Here is a 15,511-nt window from a genome sequence, read left to right on the forward strand (position 1 = left end):
TGTTCATGAGAGTCCTCCTTAAGTAATCGCTCGAATTGCGCGAATCGCGCAATCGACACGAAAATATTTGGAGCAATTATCTCATGAATGTGGTAGTATTATAAGGTACGAGTGGTTGAAGATTTACGATGACTGCAGAGCAGGTCGTGGATCCGGTATTTTTACTGACAGACAGGGAATACGATGATCTGATCAGGCAGTGGAATCCGGGGATACTGGATGAGGAAGAGGAACCGTATATTGTGGCTTATCTGTTGAGCCCGACGGTGGAAAAACGCAAATTCTGTGAGAGACTGCAGGCACAGTTAAACGGAATGAAGATCGTTTATATCATCGATAATGCCATGGAAGTCAGAGACTGGGGACGTCATGTACTGAATTTTGAAAATGTGAGAGTGGATCTGGATGTGGAAGAATGGCTCTGCTATTTGCGAAAAGCAGACTACGTCGTGACGGATTCTTTTCATGGGACCTGTTTTTCTATCATATTCCACAAGACATTTTTGTCTATTGTGAACCGACAGACGGACAGATTTCAGTTCTTCGAGAACCTGCCGGGGATTGCGGAGCGTATTTTGCAGAAAACAGATGTGGCTATGACGGATACGATGTTTGAAGAGATCCATTATGATGCTGTGGATGAAAAGTTAGAGCAGGAAAGAGACAGATCGCAGAAATGGTTGGATAATGCACTGGCAAAAGAGGGGCGGAAATAATGCTAAAAATACTATTGATTACATCAAAAGCCACACAGGTTGCAGAAAAGCTGCGGGATGCCCTTGGGCAGAATTACGTAGTGCAATTCGCAACCTGTGATTCCGAAAGGGACTATCCCTATGAACTGTTGTCAAAGGAAACCTTCGACCTGATCATCACGTTTGATCTTGTCGGGTTTGAACAGACGACTTTGATGGGCGGCATTTCCTACAATCTGGTCAACAGCAAGTTCGTGAACTTCTTGTTGCATGAGAACCTGCAGAATGAGAAATACTTATCCAGGCAACTGAGTCTTTCCATGTTTTTCTACTGCGCAGACAGGAAATACGAGACATACTTAAGAGAACACTATCCGGATATTCCGTATCTGAAGACGTTGCAGGGATCAGAGGAGACAGTAGAGAATGCTATGAGATCTGCGGTGGAGAAAGTATTGACAGAATGCCATTTGGTTTAGAAACATTACGTTACATAAAAATGCTGGGACTATTTTAAATAGTCTCCAGCATTTTTTGAATACGATCAGTATAGGTAAACTCTTCTTTTATTTTCTCATACCCGTTCTGTGCAATTTGTGCCCGGATATTGTCGTGTTCCAGGTAATAAGCAGCCTTCTCCACGGCTTCTTCCATGCTGCTGTAGAGGATGAGATCCTGACCGTCTTCGAAATATTCCACGAGCTCCGGCTGGAAGTTGGACAGTAGCACGCCTTTCGATCCCATGATATCCAGGGCACGCAGGGGAATACCGGACTGGATGCTTTTCAGGGTGGGATTCAGGTTCAGCTTGCTGGACCGAAAGACGCAGGGCATTTCCTCCATATATTTTACCGGGCCGAGAGAGATCACATGGTCGCTTAAGGAGTGAGGTTTTGTAGTATAGAAATGGGTGTTGAACAATTCCCCCATCTGCTCCAACAGGAAACAACGCTCCAAATTCGTAATCTCTGAGGCGATGGCAAAGGATAACCCTCTGCGGTTCAGAGTCAGGGTGGTCTGCCCTATTTTCCGGAAAGACTGATTCACAGAATCCAGCAGGTCGTCGGTGATCAACTCGTCAATGAAGTAATATCCGTATACCCGCAGCTGAGCCTGGAGGATTCCCTCGATGTAACCCTTGATATAATCATCTGCGGAATACAGCAATACCTGCAGGGGAGATTCATACAGATGTCCGATAAAGGAGACATCGCAGCGGTGCTTTTGAATCTGTGCAGGGGAAAACTGCAGTTTGTCCAGGCGTTCCGTATTGACGGCCAGGGGCAGGTGATATACCCGGGAATATCCGAGACTTTGATAATGCTCGGCTTCGATGCGGTCGAACAGGAAGATCCGGTTCGTATCGTAGGCAAAATATTCTTCCAGTTTTTCCTCCAGCGGGCTGTCGTAGCACCATGCCAGGTAGGGAATCTGATGTGTATGGCACAGCGTTGCGACCAGTGGGAAGAAGTTAATGCTCATGACGGCATCGTAGGAATCGGACTGCAATTGCTTCTCAAAGCGGTCACAGAAAAAATCGTCATGGAATTTATCGGGGAAGTGATAATATATCGTTTTACAGGTATGACCAAGCTGCTTCAGATAATACAGCGTATCCTGATACGTGTAACTTCCCATATCGTAAAATAAAATGTTCATGGAAATCTCCGTGTTGAGGCGGGAAAACCCTTTGTATGTTGATAAAAATATTATGGGACATATATGAGAAAAAGGCAAGAAAAAAGAAACGAGCAACCTTTTCCAGTCGTAAGACGAGATGTTAATGGGAAAATATCTGTGCAGGATTTCCTATTCAGAAAGATTTTATTAAAATCATTTTGAACCAGAAATTCTCGGATATATTAATTGTAAATAATATTGTTGACAATAGTTCGGCTGACCGATATATTAATAAATAGGAGGGAAGCAGATGATAATTAATGATTTACTTGAAAAAGAAAAAATGTCGAGGTATCGTTTGAGCAAGGAAAGCGGAGTTGCAATGACAACAATTACTGATATCTGTAATGGAAAAGCAGACCTTGATAAATGCACGGCAGGAACTCTGCATAAAATCGCCAAGGTGCTTAATGTAACGGTAGACTCGATATTGGAAAATAATAGTGCAGATAATATAGATTATAGATGTTCGTTTGAAACATTTAAAAGTAATACATGCCATCATGTAAAGGATATGGGTGATATAGATTTTATTATCGAAACACTTGAGACGGATGAAGTAAGAAAGCTTTATGAACGCAGATGGTGCAGAGAAGCTATGTATCTACTGGCTATGATTGATTACTTGTCCAGGATGAACGATTTACCTCTTTGTACAAATTATAATGATATTCGTTCCCAGAAGCTTGAAAAATTATATTTTTCTGCAGGTGTTGAAGTGGCATATGCAGCGACGGGAGATGAACGTATAAAAGAAAAGGCACTTGCAAATGCGATCCCGGAATTTATACGATTTAATATTGTAGAAAGTGAGGTGCGAAATGTCTGCTGATAACAGAGAAAAAAGAGAAGTAATTTTCCCTTGCATCTCCCCCACAAATAGTATAAAATAAACCCAGTGTTGCAAACAAAATATTACAATAAAACGCACAATGGGGTGCATGCCGGGAGGCATGCACCCTTTTTTACGTTAGTACTGAATTTTATGCACGGCACATGAGTCCCTTATGCCGCAGGATTGATATCCGCTTTCGGTACATTCGGAGAGGCTGTCGGTGCATTCGTTGCATCCGGCGCGCCCGTGGCTTCCGGCGTAGCCTTAGGCTTTGCCTTCTCCAGGGATGCCTTCACCGCTTCCAAAAGCACCAGTGAAGTATATCTGGTCTCTGCGGAATAGGTGACCTGCTCCGGATCCTGCATCTCACAGAGCTGGTCGTTCAGGGATTCCATGGTAGGCTCCAGCAGTGGATACATGGTGATGAGTGTCTCATCCGGATCTGCGAGGCTTACGGATGTGATTGCCTGGTCATTTACGATGACTTCCACGTTTACGGTTTCATTCCCCAGCACCAGCTCTGTAGTATAGATTCCGGGGATATATGTATTCGAGGTGTTCACAGAGGAAGTATCGGCGACCGCTCCGGCAGAAGTATCCGCTACATTGTCTGGCATAGCGGTCTCGGTGGTGCTGTCGGGAGTGTCCGGTGTCCCATAGGAGGCATCCGTATCCTTGCCTGGCAACAACAGCATTAACAGTAATATGATGAACAACACCCCCAGCGCGGCGAAGATTCCGGTATAGAGCAGTTCTTTTCTGCGAAGTACGACGATCTTTGTATTTGCACTCATTCTTGGGTCTCCTTGGAATGATGGGATGATCTTTATAAATAGTATGCGCAGGACCTCCCACGTAGTACCGTAAATGAGGAGAACTTCGCATTGACAAGACAAAACAGGCATTGCTATAGTTAGTGTAAGTATTTTTCACGGATGCGTCCGCCCCGTGGAAAAGGAGCAGACAGGCGGCGCAGAAACGAGGGTAACGATGAACAATTATACCAAGGAAGATATCATCCGTCTTGTGGAAGAAGAGGATGTGGAATTCATCCGTCTGCAGTTCACGGATCTGTTTGGCAATCTGAAAAATATTGCAGTGACAGCCAGTCAGCTGGATCGTGTACTGAACAATAAATGCATGTTCGACGGCTCCGCCATCGACGGCTTCGCCCGGATCGAGGAATCCGATATGTATCTGTATCCGGATTTGTCTACGCTGGAGATCTTCCCCTGGAGACCCCAGCAGGGCAAGGTGGCACGTATGATCTGTGATGTCTATCGCCCCAACGGCCAGCCTTTTGAAGGCGATCCCCGTTATGTGCTGAAGCGTGCGGTGCAGCAGGCTGAGGATATGGGATATACGTTCGAGGTAGGTCCCGAATGTGAATTTTTCCTGTTCAATACCGATGAAAATACCATGCCTACGACCAACACCCACGAACAGGCCGGATATTTCGACATCGGACCGTTAGATTTCGGTGAGAATGCCCGTCGTGACATCGTTATGAATCTGGAGGATATGGGATTCGTCATCGAGGCATCCCATCATGAGATGGCTCCGGCACAGCATGAGATCGATTTCAAATACGATGAAGCGTTACATACTGCGGACAATATCATGACGTTCAAGATGGCGGTGCGTACCATTGCAAGACGCCACGGTCTGCACGCAACATTTATGCCGAAGCCGAAGTTCGGCGTCAACGGTTCCGGTATGCACATCAATATGTCTCTGCAGAAAGACGGTAAAAATATTTTTCAGGATGCGTCCGATCCCAACGGACTGAGTAAGGAAGCCTATTATTTCATCGGTGGTATCATGAAGCATATCAAAGGAATGGCAGCGATCACGAATCCTTTGGTGAATTCCTATAAGCGCCTGGTACCCGGCTTCGAGGCGCCGGTCTACATCGCATGGAGTACAACGAACCGCAGCCCCCTGATCCGTATTCCGGCTACCGCAGACGGAGAGGGTACCCGTATCGAACTGCGCAGTCCCGATTCCGCAGCAAACCCTTATCTGACACTGGCAGTCTGCCTGAGCGCGGGCTTGCAGGGCATCCGGGAGAAGATCCTGCCCCCCGAGAGCATCAATGCGAACATTTTTGCACTGACCGCCAAAGAGCGGAAAGAGCTGAACATCGACCAGCTGCCGGGCACTTTGCTGGAGGCAGTGGAAGAACTGGAGAAGGATACCTTTATCCAGGATGTCTTAGGCGAGCATATTGCCGGAAAATACATCGATGCCAAGCGCAAGGAATGGCATGAGTACCGCTCCCAGGTATCTGAATGGGAGATTCAGGAGTATCTGTATAAGTATTGATGAAATCCTTTCTTTTGTAATGAAAGAGTAAAAACACAGAAGAAAGGAGGTGGGCGAATGACGAACATTATTGTCGTGCTGCCGAAGCTGGAGGAAGCCAAAGGCGTCAAAAGTATCCTGGTACGCAGCGGCTTCCAGGTCACGGGTATCTGTACTACGGGCACCCAGGCAATCAGCCAGATGGACGGACTGAATGACGGAATCGTGATCTGCAGTTATAAGCTGGCGGATATGATATATACAGAACTTCATGATGATCTGCCGGAGGGCTTCGAGATGCTTTTGATGGCATCTCGGAATCTGATCAGCGAATGCTACGGCAACGGCATCGTATGTCTCTCCATGCCGTTAAAGGTTCAGGACCTGATCAATACGGTAAATCTGATGGTAGAAGGCGTGGAGCGCCGCAGAAGAAAACGGCGCATGCAGCCGAAGACCCGCAATGCAGCGGATGAAAAAGCGATCAAAGATGCCAAGGAGCTTTTGATGGCAAGAAATCATATGACCGAAGAAGAAGCCCACCGGTATCTTCAGAAGACCAGTATGGACAGTGGGACGAATCTGGTGGAGACGGCACAGATGGTGCTGTCGATGATGACAGAGTAACAACAGGAGGAACAGCAATACATGAAATTTACAAAAATGCAGGGCTGTGGCAATGATTATGTATATGTCAACGGCTTTACGGAGAAGCTTTCACCGCAGGAGAAGCCTGAGATCGTAAGAAAGTTAAGTGATAGGCATTTCGGCATCGGCGGAGACGGTGTGATCTTCATTAATCCGGCAGAGGAAGCGGATTTCGAGATGGAGATGTACAATGCGGACGGCAGCCGCTCGGAGATGTGTGGCAATGGTATCCGCTGCGTGGCAAAATACGTCTATGATAAGGGACTGACAGACCGGGAAGACATTACCATCGTCAGTGCCGGTAAAATAAAATATTTAAAGCTCACGGTGGAAGGCAGGACCGCCACGGACAGAGGGCATGTAACTATGGTACAGGTGAACATGGGACAGCCGGTCCTGGCACCTATGGAGGTACCGGTGATAGCAGAAGCTACTCGGGAGACCCCGGTGGGACCTGCTGTAGTGGATGCGCCGGTTACGGTGGACGGCGAGAAATACCGTATGACCTGTGTCTCCATGGGCAATCCCCATGCCATTGTATTTATGAACGGGGTAAAGGATCTGGATATCGAGAAAATCGGTCCGAAGTTCGAGCACCATCCCTGTTTCCCCAACCGGACGAACACCGAATTCGTAGAGATTCTGGACCGGAAAAATGTATTCATGCGCGTCTGGGAGAGAGGCACCGGGGAGACCCTTGCCTGCGGTACCGGATGTTGCGCTACGGCGGTGGCATGCGTGTTAAATGGTTTGACGGACGAGGAAATAACTGTTAAACTATTAGGCGGTGAACTGCACATCAAATGGGACCGCACAGCGAATCTGGTCTACATGACCGGACCTGCGAAGATCGTATTTGAGGGCGAAGTTGACCCGTACTCCGTCTAAACCAGATTTTGAATCGACAGCAAGGTGACAGCAATACTGCACTAAGGATAATAGAGAGGAGAACGTACTATGTTTAAAGTAAACGACAACTATTTAAAACTTCCCGGAAGCTATTTATTTTCCACCATCGGTAAAAAGGTAAATGCGTATTCCGCAGCACACCCGGACAAAAAGATCATCCGTCTGGGAATCGGAGATGTGACGCAGCCTCTGGCACCTGCCATCATTGATGCACTGCACGGTGCGGTGGATGAGATGGGAAAAGCGGAGACTTTTCATGGTTACGCTCCCGACCTTGGCTATGAGTTCCTGCGCAATGCGATCGCCGAAAATGATTATAAGGCAAGAGGCTGCGACATTGCACCGGACGAGATCTTTGTATCCGACGGAGCAAAATGTGACTGTGGCAATATTCAGGAGATCTTCAGCCTGGACAATAAGATCGCGGTATGTGACCCTGTTTACCCTGTATACGTGGATTCTAACGTCATGGCAGGCAGAACCGGCACTTACGATCCGAAGTCCGAGACCTGGAGTGATGTGATCTATATGCCCTGTCTGGCAGAGAACGGTTTCGCACCGGAACTGCCGAAGGAGACCCCGGATCTGATTTATTTATGCTTCCCCAACAACCCTACCGGTGCCACGATCACCAAAGCACAGCTGCAGGAATGGGTGGACTATGCCAATAAAGTAGGTGCTGTCATTCTGTATGATGCAGCTTACGAAGCATATATTTCCGAGCCGGATGTGCCTCACAGTATCTATGAATGTGAAGGAGCCAGAACCTGTGCCATCGAATTCCGTTCCTTCTCCAAAAATGCCGGCTTTACCGGAGTGCGTCTGGGCTTTACCGTGATTCCCAAGGATTTAAAGAGCGGGGATGTCAGTCTCCATGCACTGTGGGCGAGAAGACACGGCACCAAATACAACGGAGCACCCTACATCGTACAGCGTGCCGGTGAAGCCGTATATTCTGCGGCAGGTAAGGCACAGCTGAAGGAGCAGGTTGCTTATTACATGAACAACGCACATTATATCCTGAACGGCTTAAAAGAAGCGGGATTTACCGTATCCGGCGGTGTGAACGCTCCCTATATCTGGCTGAAGGCGCCGAACGGCATGACCAGCTGGGAGTTCTTCGATTATCTGTTAGAGAATGTCAACGTGGTAGGTACCCCCGGATCCGGATTCGGACCAAGCGGTGAGCATTACTTCCGCCTGACGGCTTTCGGAAGCTACGAGAATACCGTAGAGGCAGTGGACCGACTGAAGAAGATCCGTCTGTAGGCTGTTGGGGATAGCAGACAATTTATCCATAGGTGAAGTATGTGCGGCTGCTTAGAGAGAAACAGCCGCTTTTTGCCATAAAAGGAGCAGGGAAAACATGTGGGAAAAACAGAAAAAGATCATACAATGGAGCAGTCTTGCATTGATCCTGCTGACAGGGATTATTGTATGGCGGGTCAATTATGAGATTGATTTTATGATGGACGATGAATGGTATTCCACGTTGTTGTATGCGGATACACCGATCCGCAATCTCGGGGATATTGTCCATGCGCAGATCTGGCATTATTTTAACTGGGGCGGCAGAAGCATGGCTCACGCGCTGCTGCAGATGATCCTGTTAACCGGTGAGAGCTGGGCGGATATTCTGAACACGGCAATGACGTTTATACTGGCGTGGCTGATCTGCCAGGCTGCCGGCAGAGTTCGTATGCCCTATTATTTTGCGGCACTGGGAATGCTGTTTGGACTGAATGCCAACTGGAAAATGAGCATGTTCTGGGAAGCGGGTGCAGCGAATTATCTGTACATGACAGGATTTATCCTGGCGTTTCTGCTCTGCTATCTGAAATATGAGGAGAAGAATCTGTGGGGGATCACAGTCTGGATCCTTCCACTGGGACTGATCGCTGGCTGGAGCAATGAAAATATGGGGCCGACGGTCTGGATCTTAAGCCTGGTGGTAATGCTACTCCGCCGCAGAGAACAAAAAAAGATTCCGGCATGGATGTATCTGGGAAATATCAGCTGCCTCGCGGGAAGCATTCTGATGATCGTGGCACCGGGGAATTTTGTCCGCAGCGGGGAGACGGCGGAGAGCACCCGGGGAATACTGTGGAACCTCTATCTGCGCTGCTACAGCGAGGCAAGAGGAGCATTGGAATATCTGTTTTCCACGTTGCTGCTTACGGCGGTTGCCCTTGTGATATGCAAGGGGATTTTAAAAGAAAAAATAGGAAGAGATAACGGACTGCTTTTGCTGGGAGCACTGCTGTCGTGGGGAGCAATGATATTGTCGCCCCATTATCCGGACAGAGCAAGCTTTGGAACAATGGCACTGTTGCTCTGCGTGATATTGTCTATGGCGGGAAAAGCGGTGGACAGGCAGAAGGAAAATGCCTGGATGTATTACAGCTGTGCGATGCTGGTATGGCTGAGGGGCATGTATTATCTTGCGGAATTCCTGGGATTATGCTGGGGATGGATCAGATAAGGACAGGCGGAACAGTCTGCACAGATTAGATAGATTAAGATAGATGGAATAAGGAAGGAGCCGGAGCATGGGCGAAAGTATATTGAAACTGCAGCAGATCCGGAAATCTTTTGATCATACGGAAGTATTAAAGGGAGTGGACCTGGAGGTGGCACAGGGCGAGTTTATTACGCTGTTAGGAGCCTCCGGATGCGGCAAGACCACCACACTCCGGATCATTGCGGGACTGGAGCTGCCGGATTCCGGAAGTGTGATCCTGGAGGGAAGAGACATTACGGACTGGGAACCCAATAAGCGGGACGTAAATACGGTTTTCCAAAATTACGCATTGTTTCCGCATATGAATGTGGCGGATAATGTAGGATACGGACTGAAGATCCGTAAAGTGCCGAAAGCAGAGATCGCAGAACGGGTGAAGCAGGCCCTGCGGCTGGTACAGCTGGAAGAATACGGGAAACGTATGCCGGATCAGCTGTCCGGTGGCCAGAGGCAGCGGATTGCCATCGCAAGAGCTGTGATCAACGAACCGAAAGTATTGCTGTTAGATGAGCCGCTGGGTGCACTGGATCTGAAACTGCGCAGGCAGATGCAGCTGGAACTGAAGCGGCTGCAGAAACAGCTGGGTATCACGTTTATTTATATTACCCATGATCAGGAAGAAGCCATTAATATGTCGGACCGCATCGGTGTCATGCACGAAGGAGTACTGGAGCAGTTGGGGACTCCGAATGAGGTATACTATCAGCCCAGGACCAGCTATGTGGCGGATTTTGTAGGCAATGCGAATATTCTGCATCTGGGATCCGAGACGCTGGCGATCCGTACGGAGAATATTCTGATGAATGGGGAAGAGGGCTGTGTCCATGAGGCGTCCGTGGTGGAAAAAAGCTTTGCCGGCGGACAACTGCGGATCCTGTTCCGCTTGCCTGACGGACAGCTTCTGACAGCCAGCCGCTATGGGATCGATCATAATCTGCAGCCGGGACAGACGGTAAAGATCGGCTGGGATGCGAAAAATGCTGTGAAGGTAATAGATAATGATGAAGACGAAAAAAAGTAGTGGCAGGCGGGATGCCGGGAATATAGGACTGCTCATACCTATGTATGTGTTCACTGTGCTGTTCGTGGCGTTGCCGATCCTGTATATGTTCCTGCTGAGCTTTTTACAGCGTGCGCAGGTCTGGGGTGTGGATTTTACATTTACACTGGATAATTACAAACGCATATTGGAACCGTTGTACCTGAATACTTTTCTGCAATCTCTGAAGCTGGCATTCACGTCCACACTGCTCGTGGCGCTGATCGGCTACCCGTATGGGTATTTTATGGCACAGATGAATGCAGTATGGAAGCGCAGAATGCTGCTGCTTATCATGATCCCGTTCTGGACCAGTGGGCTGATCCGCCTGTATGGCTGGATCATCGTGTTCCGCAGTAACGGCGTATTGGATAAGATTTTGATGGGACTGCATCTGACGGATCAGCCGTTAAAGCTGCTCTACACTTATCCGGCAGTCGTAGTGGGCATGGTATATGCTCTGCTGCCTTTTATGATCCTGGCAGTGTATTCCAGTGCGGAGAAACTGGATCATTCTCTGGTGGAAGCCTCCAGGGATCTGGGAGCATCCTCATGGAAAGCGTTTTGGACAGTCAGCTTCCGGCTGACCCTGCCTGGACTTTTGTCCGGAGTGGTTCTTTCTTTTATCCCATCCATGGGTCTGTTCTTCATCGCGGATATTCTGGGAGGCAATAAGATCGTTCTGGTGGGAAGTGTGATCCAGGAGCAGATCACCAAGGGACGTAACCAGCCTTTTGCGGCGGCACTGTCAGCTGTATTGATGGTACTGACTTCCGTGATGATCCGCCTGTATCGTAAGATTACCGGAACCTCGCAGTTAGAAGGGATGCTGTAAGTATGAAGAAGAAAAAATGGCCCTTTATTTATGTGGCTGTGATCACGATCCTGACCTATATTCCGATCCTGTTAACAGTGGTGTATTCTTTTAATGCCTCCAAACTGACCTCTGTGTGGGAAGGCTTTTCCCTGAAGTGGTACCGGGAATTATTCCGGGACAGAGATCTGGGAGAAGCCCTGGCGGGCAGCCTGATTCTGGCGGTGCTCAGTTGTACCTTCGCTGTGCTGATCGGTACTTCGGGGGCACTGGGGATGAGTCGCAGGAAGAGAAAACTGAATGAGGCTGTGGCTTATGTGTCTACCCTGCCGATCATGATCCCGGAGATCATTCTGGGTATGGTATTTTTGTCCGTATTTTCTCTGATGGGTCTGCCATTCGGTATGGTCACGTTGGTGATCGCCCATACTACATTTTGTGTGCCGTATATTTTTACGATGGTAAGGGCGAGGCTGGTGGGAATGGACCATTCCCTGGAAGAAGCGGCCTTGGACCTGGGAGCGTCGAAATGGCAGGTATTCCGGGACGTGATACTTCCGCAGATCCTGCCGGCGATCCTGTCGGGAGTACTGCTGGCATTTGCCATGTCTTTTGATGATGTGGTGATCAGCATATTTGTCACCGGACCGAAGGTCAATACTCTGCCGGTGAAGATCTATACGAAATTGAAGACCGGTGTGACACCGGAGATCAACGCACTTGCAACAGTCATGCTGCTTGTGATATTGTTGTTCCTGGCGGGAGTGTATTCCCATAATCATCATGGGAAAATAGAAGCGGATGTAGAAAATCTGCATCGAAGGAGGAGATTATGAAGAAAAAGCTGGCAATGCTGTTGGCAGCGACCATGCTGGTCACGCTGTTTACCGGCTGTGGAGCAGGCGGGAAAGAAGACAAGGGAGAACTGAATCTCTATACCTGGGATGGCATGTTCCCTCAGGAGATCCTGGACGGTTTTGAAAAAGAGACCGGTATCCGGATCAATTATTCCAACTTTGATTATGATGAAGATATGCTGGCAAAGCTGGAGGAGACCAAGGGCGGTGATTACGATCTGGTCATTGCGGATGATTATATCATTGAACTTGCGATACAGGAGGGACTGGTGCAGAAGCTGGATACATCCAGGATCAGCGGCTATGATAATCTGAATCCGGTGTTTATGTCACAGTTCTATGATCCGCAGAATGAATACACTGTGCCCTACGGAGCGGGCATTCCTTTGATCGTATACGATCCGGGACTGACGGATGTGAAGATTACGGGATATGAAGATCTGTGGAATCCGGAATTGGAAAACAATGTGGCACTGACTGCAAATTACCGTGTCATTGATGGAATTACCCTAAAGACCATGGGAGAATCCTTTAACACAGAGGACCTGGATGTGATCCGGGCAGCGGGAGATAAACTGCTGACACTGGCTCCCAACATCCGTGTGATCAATGACAATAATACGCAGGATTATCTGATCAGCGGGGAAGTCGCAGCGGCATTTCTGTACACTTCCCAGGTGTCCACGGCACTGCAGGCCAGACCGGACCTGGAGGTAGTATATCCGAAGGAAGGTCTCGGATTCGGTATCATGGCAGGGTTTGTTCCTGCGAAGGCACCCAATGCAGATGCGGCATATGCATTTTTAGATTATATCAACCAACCGGAAAATGCGGCAAAATGCTTTGAATATATCGGCTATTACTGCACAAATAAAGCCGCGGAAGAGTACATTTCTGACGATATGAAGAAAATGATCGTATTGCCGGAAGATGCTGCGGAGGGCGAGATCGTGCAGAATATCTCCCAGGAGGCAGAGGATCTGCATGCGGAGATCTGGAATCAGTTCAAGAATGCATGTAATTAACCTTCCGTTCAGCCCGCGCCATTCGCTGAATGGATGAAAAAAGTTCTTGACAGATTTCTTTCGTGCGCATATTATAAACCTAAGTTGAAAAACTAATTTGTAAATGCTATGAAAGAGACTCTTGCCAAGGGAAACGACAGGAATACAGCGTCACCGACTGAGAGCGCTGTTTGCGAAAGCTGGCGAAGGGAACACTCCGGAGCAGGTGATCTGAACTGCAGAATATCACATGCAGCTAGGATGACACGTTGCACGCGTTAAGTGACAAGAGTGGATAGGCAAAGGCGCCTGTCAATTCGGGTGGTACCACGGATTAGATGATTCGTCCCGGGATATGTTTTAACATGTCCCGGGGCTTTTTGTATTCAAAAATAAGCTGTACAGGGAGCGCACATTCGGGACACTATATAACAGGAGGTGCGATATGTACAGAGATTTAACAATGAAAGAGATCAGTGAACAGCAGATCGGACAGACTTTGCAGGTGGCAGGCTGGGTGGAGAACATCCGTGACCACGGCGGCGTATCCTTTATCGATCTGCGGGATATGTATGGTGTATTACAGGTGGTCATCCGTAAGCCGGAGCTTTTAAAGGGCATCACCAAGGAAATGTGCCTGTCCATAACCGGTCTCATGGAGCACAGAGACGAAGAAACCTACAACCCGAAGATTCCTTCCGGCACCATCGAACTGGAAGCACACAAGATCGATGTGTTGGGAAGAGTATATAAACAGCTTCCTTTCGAGATCCAGACGTCTAAAGAGATCCGGGAAGATGTGAGATTAAAATATCGTTATCTTGACCTTAGAAATGCAAAAGTAAAGGACAACATTGTATTTCGTTCCAAGGTGATCAGTTATCTGCGCCAGAAGATGACGGACATGGGATTTTTGGAGATTCAGACCCCGATCCTATGTGCTTCTTCTCCCGAGGGCGCCAGAGACTATATTGTTCCCAGCAGAAAATTTAAAGGAAAATTCTATGCGCTGCCCCAGGCACCGCAGCAATATAAGCAGCTGCTCATGGCTTCCGGCTTCGATAAGTATTTCCAGATCGCTCCCTGCTTCCGTGATGAGGATGCCAGAGCAGACAGATCTCCCGGAGAGTTCTATCAGCTGGATTTCGAGATGAGCTTCGTGACTCAGGAGGATGTCTTCAAGGTCGGTGAGGAAGTATTGCATGATACCTTTGTAAAGTTTGCTCCCGAAGGCAGCAGGATCACCGAGACACCGTTCCCCATCATCAGTTACAAACAGGCAATGCTGGAGTTCGGCTGTGACAAGCCGGATCTGCGCAATCCTTTGAGAATTATGGATGTGACGGAGTTTTTCCAGAGATGTACGTTTAAACCTTTTATCGGCAGAACCGTCCGTGCCATCAAAGTACATGCGGAGATGTCCAAAGGCTTCCATGAGAAGCTGTTAAGCTTTGCGACTTCTCTTGGTATGGGTGGACTTGGTTATCTCGAAGTGGCAGAGGATATGAGCTACAAGGGCCCCATCGATAAATTTATCCCCGAAGAGATGAAGGGAGAACTGGCAGAAATGGCAGGACTTTCTGCCGGAGATACCATCTTCTTCATTGCGGACAAAGAGGATAAGGCGAACTACTATGCAGGTCATATCCGTACCGAGCTGGGCGAGAAGCTGGATCTGATCGAGAAGGATGCTTACCGTTTCTGCTATGTGAACGATTTCCCGATGTTTGAGCTGGATCCCGAGACGAAGCAGATCGGATTCACCCACAATCCGTTCTCTATGCCCCAGGGCGGTCTGGAAGCATTGAATACTATGGATCCGCTGGAGATCCTGGCTTATCAGTACGACATCGTATGCAACGGCGTGGAACTGTCCTCCGGCGCAGTACGTAACCATGACATCGAGATCATGAAAAAAGCTTTCGCCATCGCAGGTTATGACGAAGAGACATTAAAGACCAAGTTTGGAGCACTGTATCAGGCGTTCCAGTTCGGAGCACCCCCTCATGCGGGAATGGCTCCCGGTGTGGATCGTATGATCATGCTGCTTCGGAACGAGGATAACATCCGTGAGGTGATTGCTTTCCCCATGAACGGCAATGCACAGGATCTGATGTGCGGGGCTCCCGGCGAAGTGACGGAGCAGCAGCTGCGTGAGGTACACATTAAAGTGAGAGATTAGTGCGGAAAGAACAGGAAAGGAAT

Annotated in this window: 15 protein-coding genes; 13 read left to right on the plus strand and 2 right to left on the minus strand. The window is 48.4% G+C overall.

Annotation, left to right across the window (positions count from 1 at the left end):
• The first annotated feature begins 128 nt into the window (after positions 1 to 128).
• Together FYJ59_RS09350 and FYJ59_RS09355 are read left to right on the plus strand one after the other, a co-directional pair.
• Complete coding sequence (locus FYJ59_RS09350) at positions 129 to 716, plus strand: polysaccharide pyruvyl transferase family protein (protein ID WP_154496600.1); 588 nt, start codon at positions 129 to 131, stop codon at positions 714 to 716.
• Complete coding sequence (locus FYJ59_RS09355; protein WP_154496601.1) at positions 716 to 1,174, plus strand: hypothetical protein; 459 nt, start codon at positions 716 to 718, stop codon at positions 1,172 to 1,174. The genes FYJ59_RS09350 and FYJ59_RS09355 overlap by 1 nt, the downstream gene beginning before the upstream one ends.
• A gap of 34 nt (positions 1,175 to 1,208) precedes the next feature.
• Here the strand turns inward: FYJ59_RS09355 and FYJ59_RS09360 are convergent, their stop codons facing one another.
• Complete coding sequence (locus FYJ59_RS09360; protein WP_154496602.1) at positions 1,209 to 2,354, minus strand: CgeB family protein; 1,146 nt, start codon at positions 2,352 to 2,354, stop codon at positions 1,209 to 1,211.
• Positions 2,355 to 2,625: 271 nt separating this feature from the next.
• Between FYJ59_RS09360 and FYJ59_RS09365 the strand changes: the two genes are divergently transcribed.
• Entirely contained in the window at positions 2,626 to 3,207 is a 582-nt protein-coding gene (locus FYJ59_RS09365; protein ID WP_154496603.1) for a helix-turn-helix domain-containing protein, read from the plus strand.
• Between the two features lie 173 nt (positions 3,208 to 3,380).
• Here FYJ59_RS09365 and FYJ59_RS09370 read toward each other — a convergent pair whose 3' ends face one another.
• Entirely contained in the window at positions 3,381 to 4,004 is a 624-nt protein-coding gene (locus FYJ59_RS09370; RefSeq protein WP_205839514.1) for a hypothetical protein, read from the minus strand.
• A 196-nt stretch (positions 4,005 to 4,200) separates the two neighbouring features.
• On the opposite strand from FYJ59_RS09370, the gene glnA reads away from it, so the two are divergent.
• From glnA to aspS, 10 genes are all read left to right on the plus strand, one after another.
• Positions 4,201 to 5,535, plus strand: coding sequence for a type I glutamate--ammonia ligase (gene glnA, locus FYJ59_RS09375; protein WP_154496604.1), 1,335 nt, complete (start codon positions 4,201 to 4,203; stop codon positions 5,533 to 5,535).
• A 57-nt stretch (positions 5,536 to 5,592) separates the two neighbouring features.
• Positions 5,593 to 6,141 carry an ANTAR domain-containing response regulator gene (locus tag FYJ59_RS09380; RefSeq protein ID WP_154496605.1) on the plus strand — a complete coding sequence of 183 codons (549 nt, stop codon included), beginning with the start codon at positions 5,593 to 5,595 and terminating at the stop codon, positions 6,139 to 6,141.
• A gap of 21 nt (positions 6,142 to 6,162) precedes the next feature.
• Positions 6,163 to 7,050 carry a diaminopimelate epimerase gene (gene dapF / locus FYJ59_RS09385; protein WP_154496606.1) on the plus strand — a complete coding sequence of 296 codons (888 nt, stop codon included), beginning with the start codon at positions 6,163 to 6,165 and terminating at the stop codon, positions 7,048 to 7,050.
• 69 nt (positions 7,051 to 7,119) lie between these two features.
• Complete coding sequence (locus tag FYJ59_RS09390; RefSeq protein WP_022153573.1) at positions 7,120 to 8,340, plus strand: LL-diaminopimelate aminotransferase; 1,221 nt, start codon at positions 7,120 to 7,122, stop codon at positions 8,338 to 8,340.
• Positions 8,341 to 8,437: 97 nt separating this feature from the next.
• Positions 8,438 to 9,553 carry a DUF6056 family protein gene (locus tag FYJ59_RS09395; RefSeq protein ID WP_154496607.1) on the plus strand — a complete coding sequence of 372 codons (1,116 nt, stop codon included), beginning with the start codon at positions 8,438 to 8,440 and terminating at the stop codon, positions 9,551 to 9,553.
• Positions 9,554 to 9,620: 67 nt separating this feature from the next.
• Positions 9,621 to 10,613 (plus strand): ABC transporter ATP-binding protein, encoded by a 993-nt coding sequence (locus FYJ59_RS09400; RefSeq protein WP_154496608.1) that lies wholly within the window; start codon positions 9,621 to 9,623, stop codon positions 10,611 to 10,613.
• The gene (locus FYJ59_RS09405; RefSeq protein WP_205839515.1) at positions 10,594 to 11,466 is read left to right on the plus strand and encodes an ABC transporter permease; all 873 of its coding nucleotides are present in this window, start codon (positions 10,594 to 10,596) and stop codon (positions 11,464 to 11,466) included. Before FYJ59_RS09400 ends, FYJ59_RS09405 begins: the two co-directional genes overlap by 20 nt.
• A 2-nt stretch (positions 11,467 to 11,468) precedes the next feature.
• Entirely contained in the window at positions 11,469 to 12,281 is an 813-nt protein-coding gene (locus FYJ59_RS09410; protein ID WP_154496609.1) for an ABC transporter permease, read from the plus strand.
• The gene (locus FYJ59_RS09415; RefSeq protein ID WP_154496610.1) at positions 12,278 to 13,327 is read left to right on the plus strand and encodes a polyamine ABC transporter substrate-binding protein; all 1,050 of its coding nucleotides are present in this window, start codon (positions 12,278 to 12,280) and stop codon (positions 13,325 to 13,327) included. Before FYJ59_RS09410 ends, FYJ59_RS09415 begins: the two co-directional genes overlap by 4 nt.
• Positions 13,328 to 13,751: 424 nt before the next feature.
• Complete coding sequence (gene aspS, locus FYJ59_RS09420) at positions 13,752 to 15,488, plus strand: aspartate--tRNA ligase (RefSeq protein ID WP_022153586.1); 1,737 nt, start codon at positions 13,752 to 13,754, stop codon at positions 15,486 to 15,488.
• Positions 15,489 to 15,511 lie beyond the last annotated feature (23 nt).

Origin of the sequence: Waltera intestinalis (genome assembly GCF_009695995.1) — a bacterium.
Lineage (GTDB): Bacteria > Bacillota > Clostridia > Lachnospirales > Lachnospiraceae > Acetatifactor > Acetatifactor intestinalis.

Bases quoted from the DNA above. Each gene is read 5' to 3' on its own strand.
- FYJ59_RS09370 (WP_205839514.1), bottom strand. From the start codon at position 4,004: ATGAGTGCAAATACAAAGATCGTCGTACTTCGCAGAAAAGAACTGCTC.
- aspS (WP_022153586.1), top strand. From the start codon at position 13,752: ATGTACAGAGATTTAACAATGAAAGAGATCAGTGAACAGCAGATCGGA.
- FYJ59_RS09410 (WP_154496609.1), top strand. From the start codon at position 11,469: ATGAAGAAGAAAAAATGGCCCTTTATTTATGTGGCTGTGATCACGATC.
- FYJ59_RS09405 (WP_205839515.1), top strand. From the start codon at position 10,594: ATGAAGACGAAAAAAAGTAGTGGCAGGCGGGATGCCGGGAATATAGGA.
- FYJ59_RS09360 (WP_154496602.1), bottom strand. From the start codon at position 2,354: ATGAACATTTTATTTTACGATATGGGAAGTTACACGTATCAGGATACG.
- FYJ59_RS09395 (WP_154496607.1), top strand. From the start codon at position 8,438: ATGTGGGAAAAACAGAAAAAGATCATACAATGGAGCAGTCTTGCATTG.
- FYJ59_RS09350 (WP_154496600.1), top strand. From the start codon at position 129: ATGACTGCAGAGCAGGTCGTGGATCCGGTATTTTTACTGACAGACAGG.
- FYJ59_RS09415 (WP_154496610.1), top strand. From the start codon at position 12,278: ATGAAGAAAAAGCTGGCAATGCTGTTGGCAGCGACCATGCTGGTCACG.
- glnA (WP_154496604.1), top strand. From the start codon at position 4,201: ATGAACAATTATACCAAGGAAGATATCATCCGTCTTGTGGAAGAAGAG.
- FYJ59_RS09365 (WP_154496603.1), top strand. From the start codon at position 2,626: ATGATAATTAATGATTTACTTGAAAAAGAAAAAATGTCGAGGTATCGT.
- FYJ59_RS09380 (WP_154496605.1), top strand. From the start codon at position 5,593: ATGACGAACATTATTGTCGTGCTGCCGAAGCTGGAGGAAGCCAAAGGC.
- FYJ59_RS09355 (WP_154496601.1), top strand. From the start codon at position 716: ATGCTAAAAATACTATTGATTACATCAAAAGCCACACAGGTTGCAGAA.
- FYJ59_RS09400 (WP_154496608.1), top strand. From the start codon at position 9,621: ATGGGCGAAAGTATATTGAAACTGCAGCAGATCCGGAAATCTTTTGAT.
- FYJ59_RS09390 (WP_022153573.1), top strand. From the start codon at position 7,120: ATGTTTAAAGTAAACGACAACTATTTAAAACTTCCCGGAAGCTATTTA.
- dapF (WP_154496606.1), top strand. From the start codon at position 6,163: ATGAAATTTACAAAAATGCAGGGCTGTGGCAATGATTATGTATATGTC.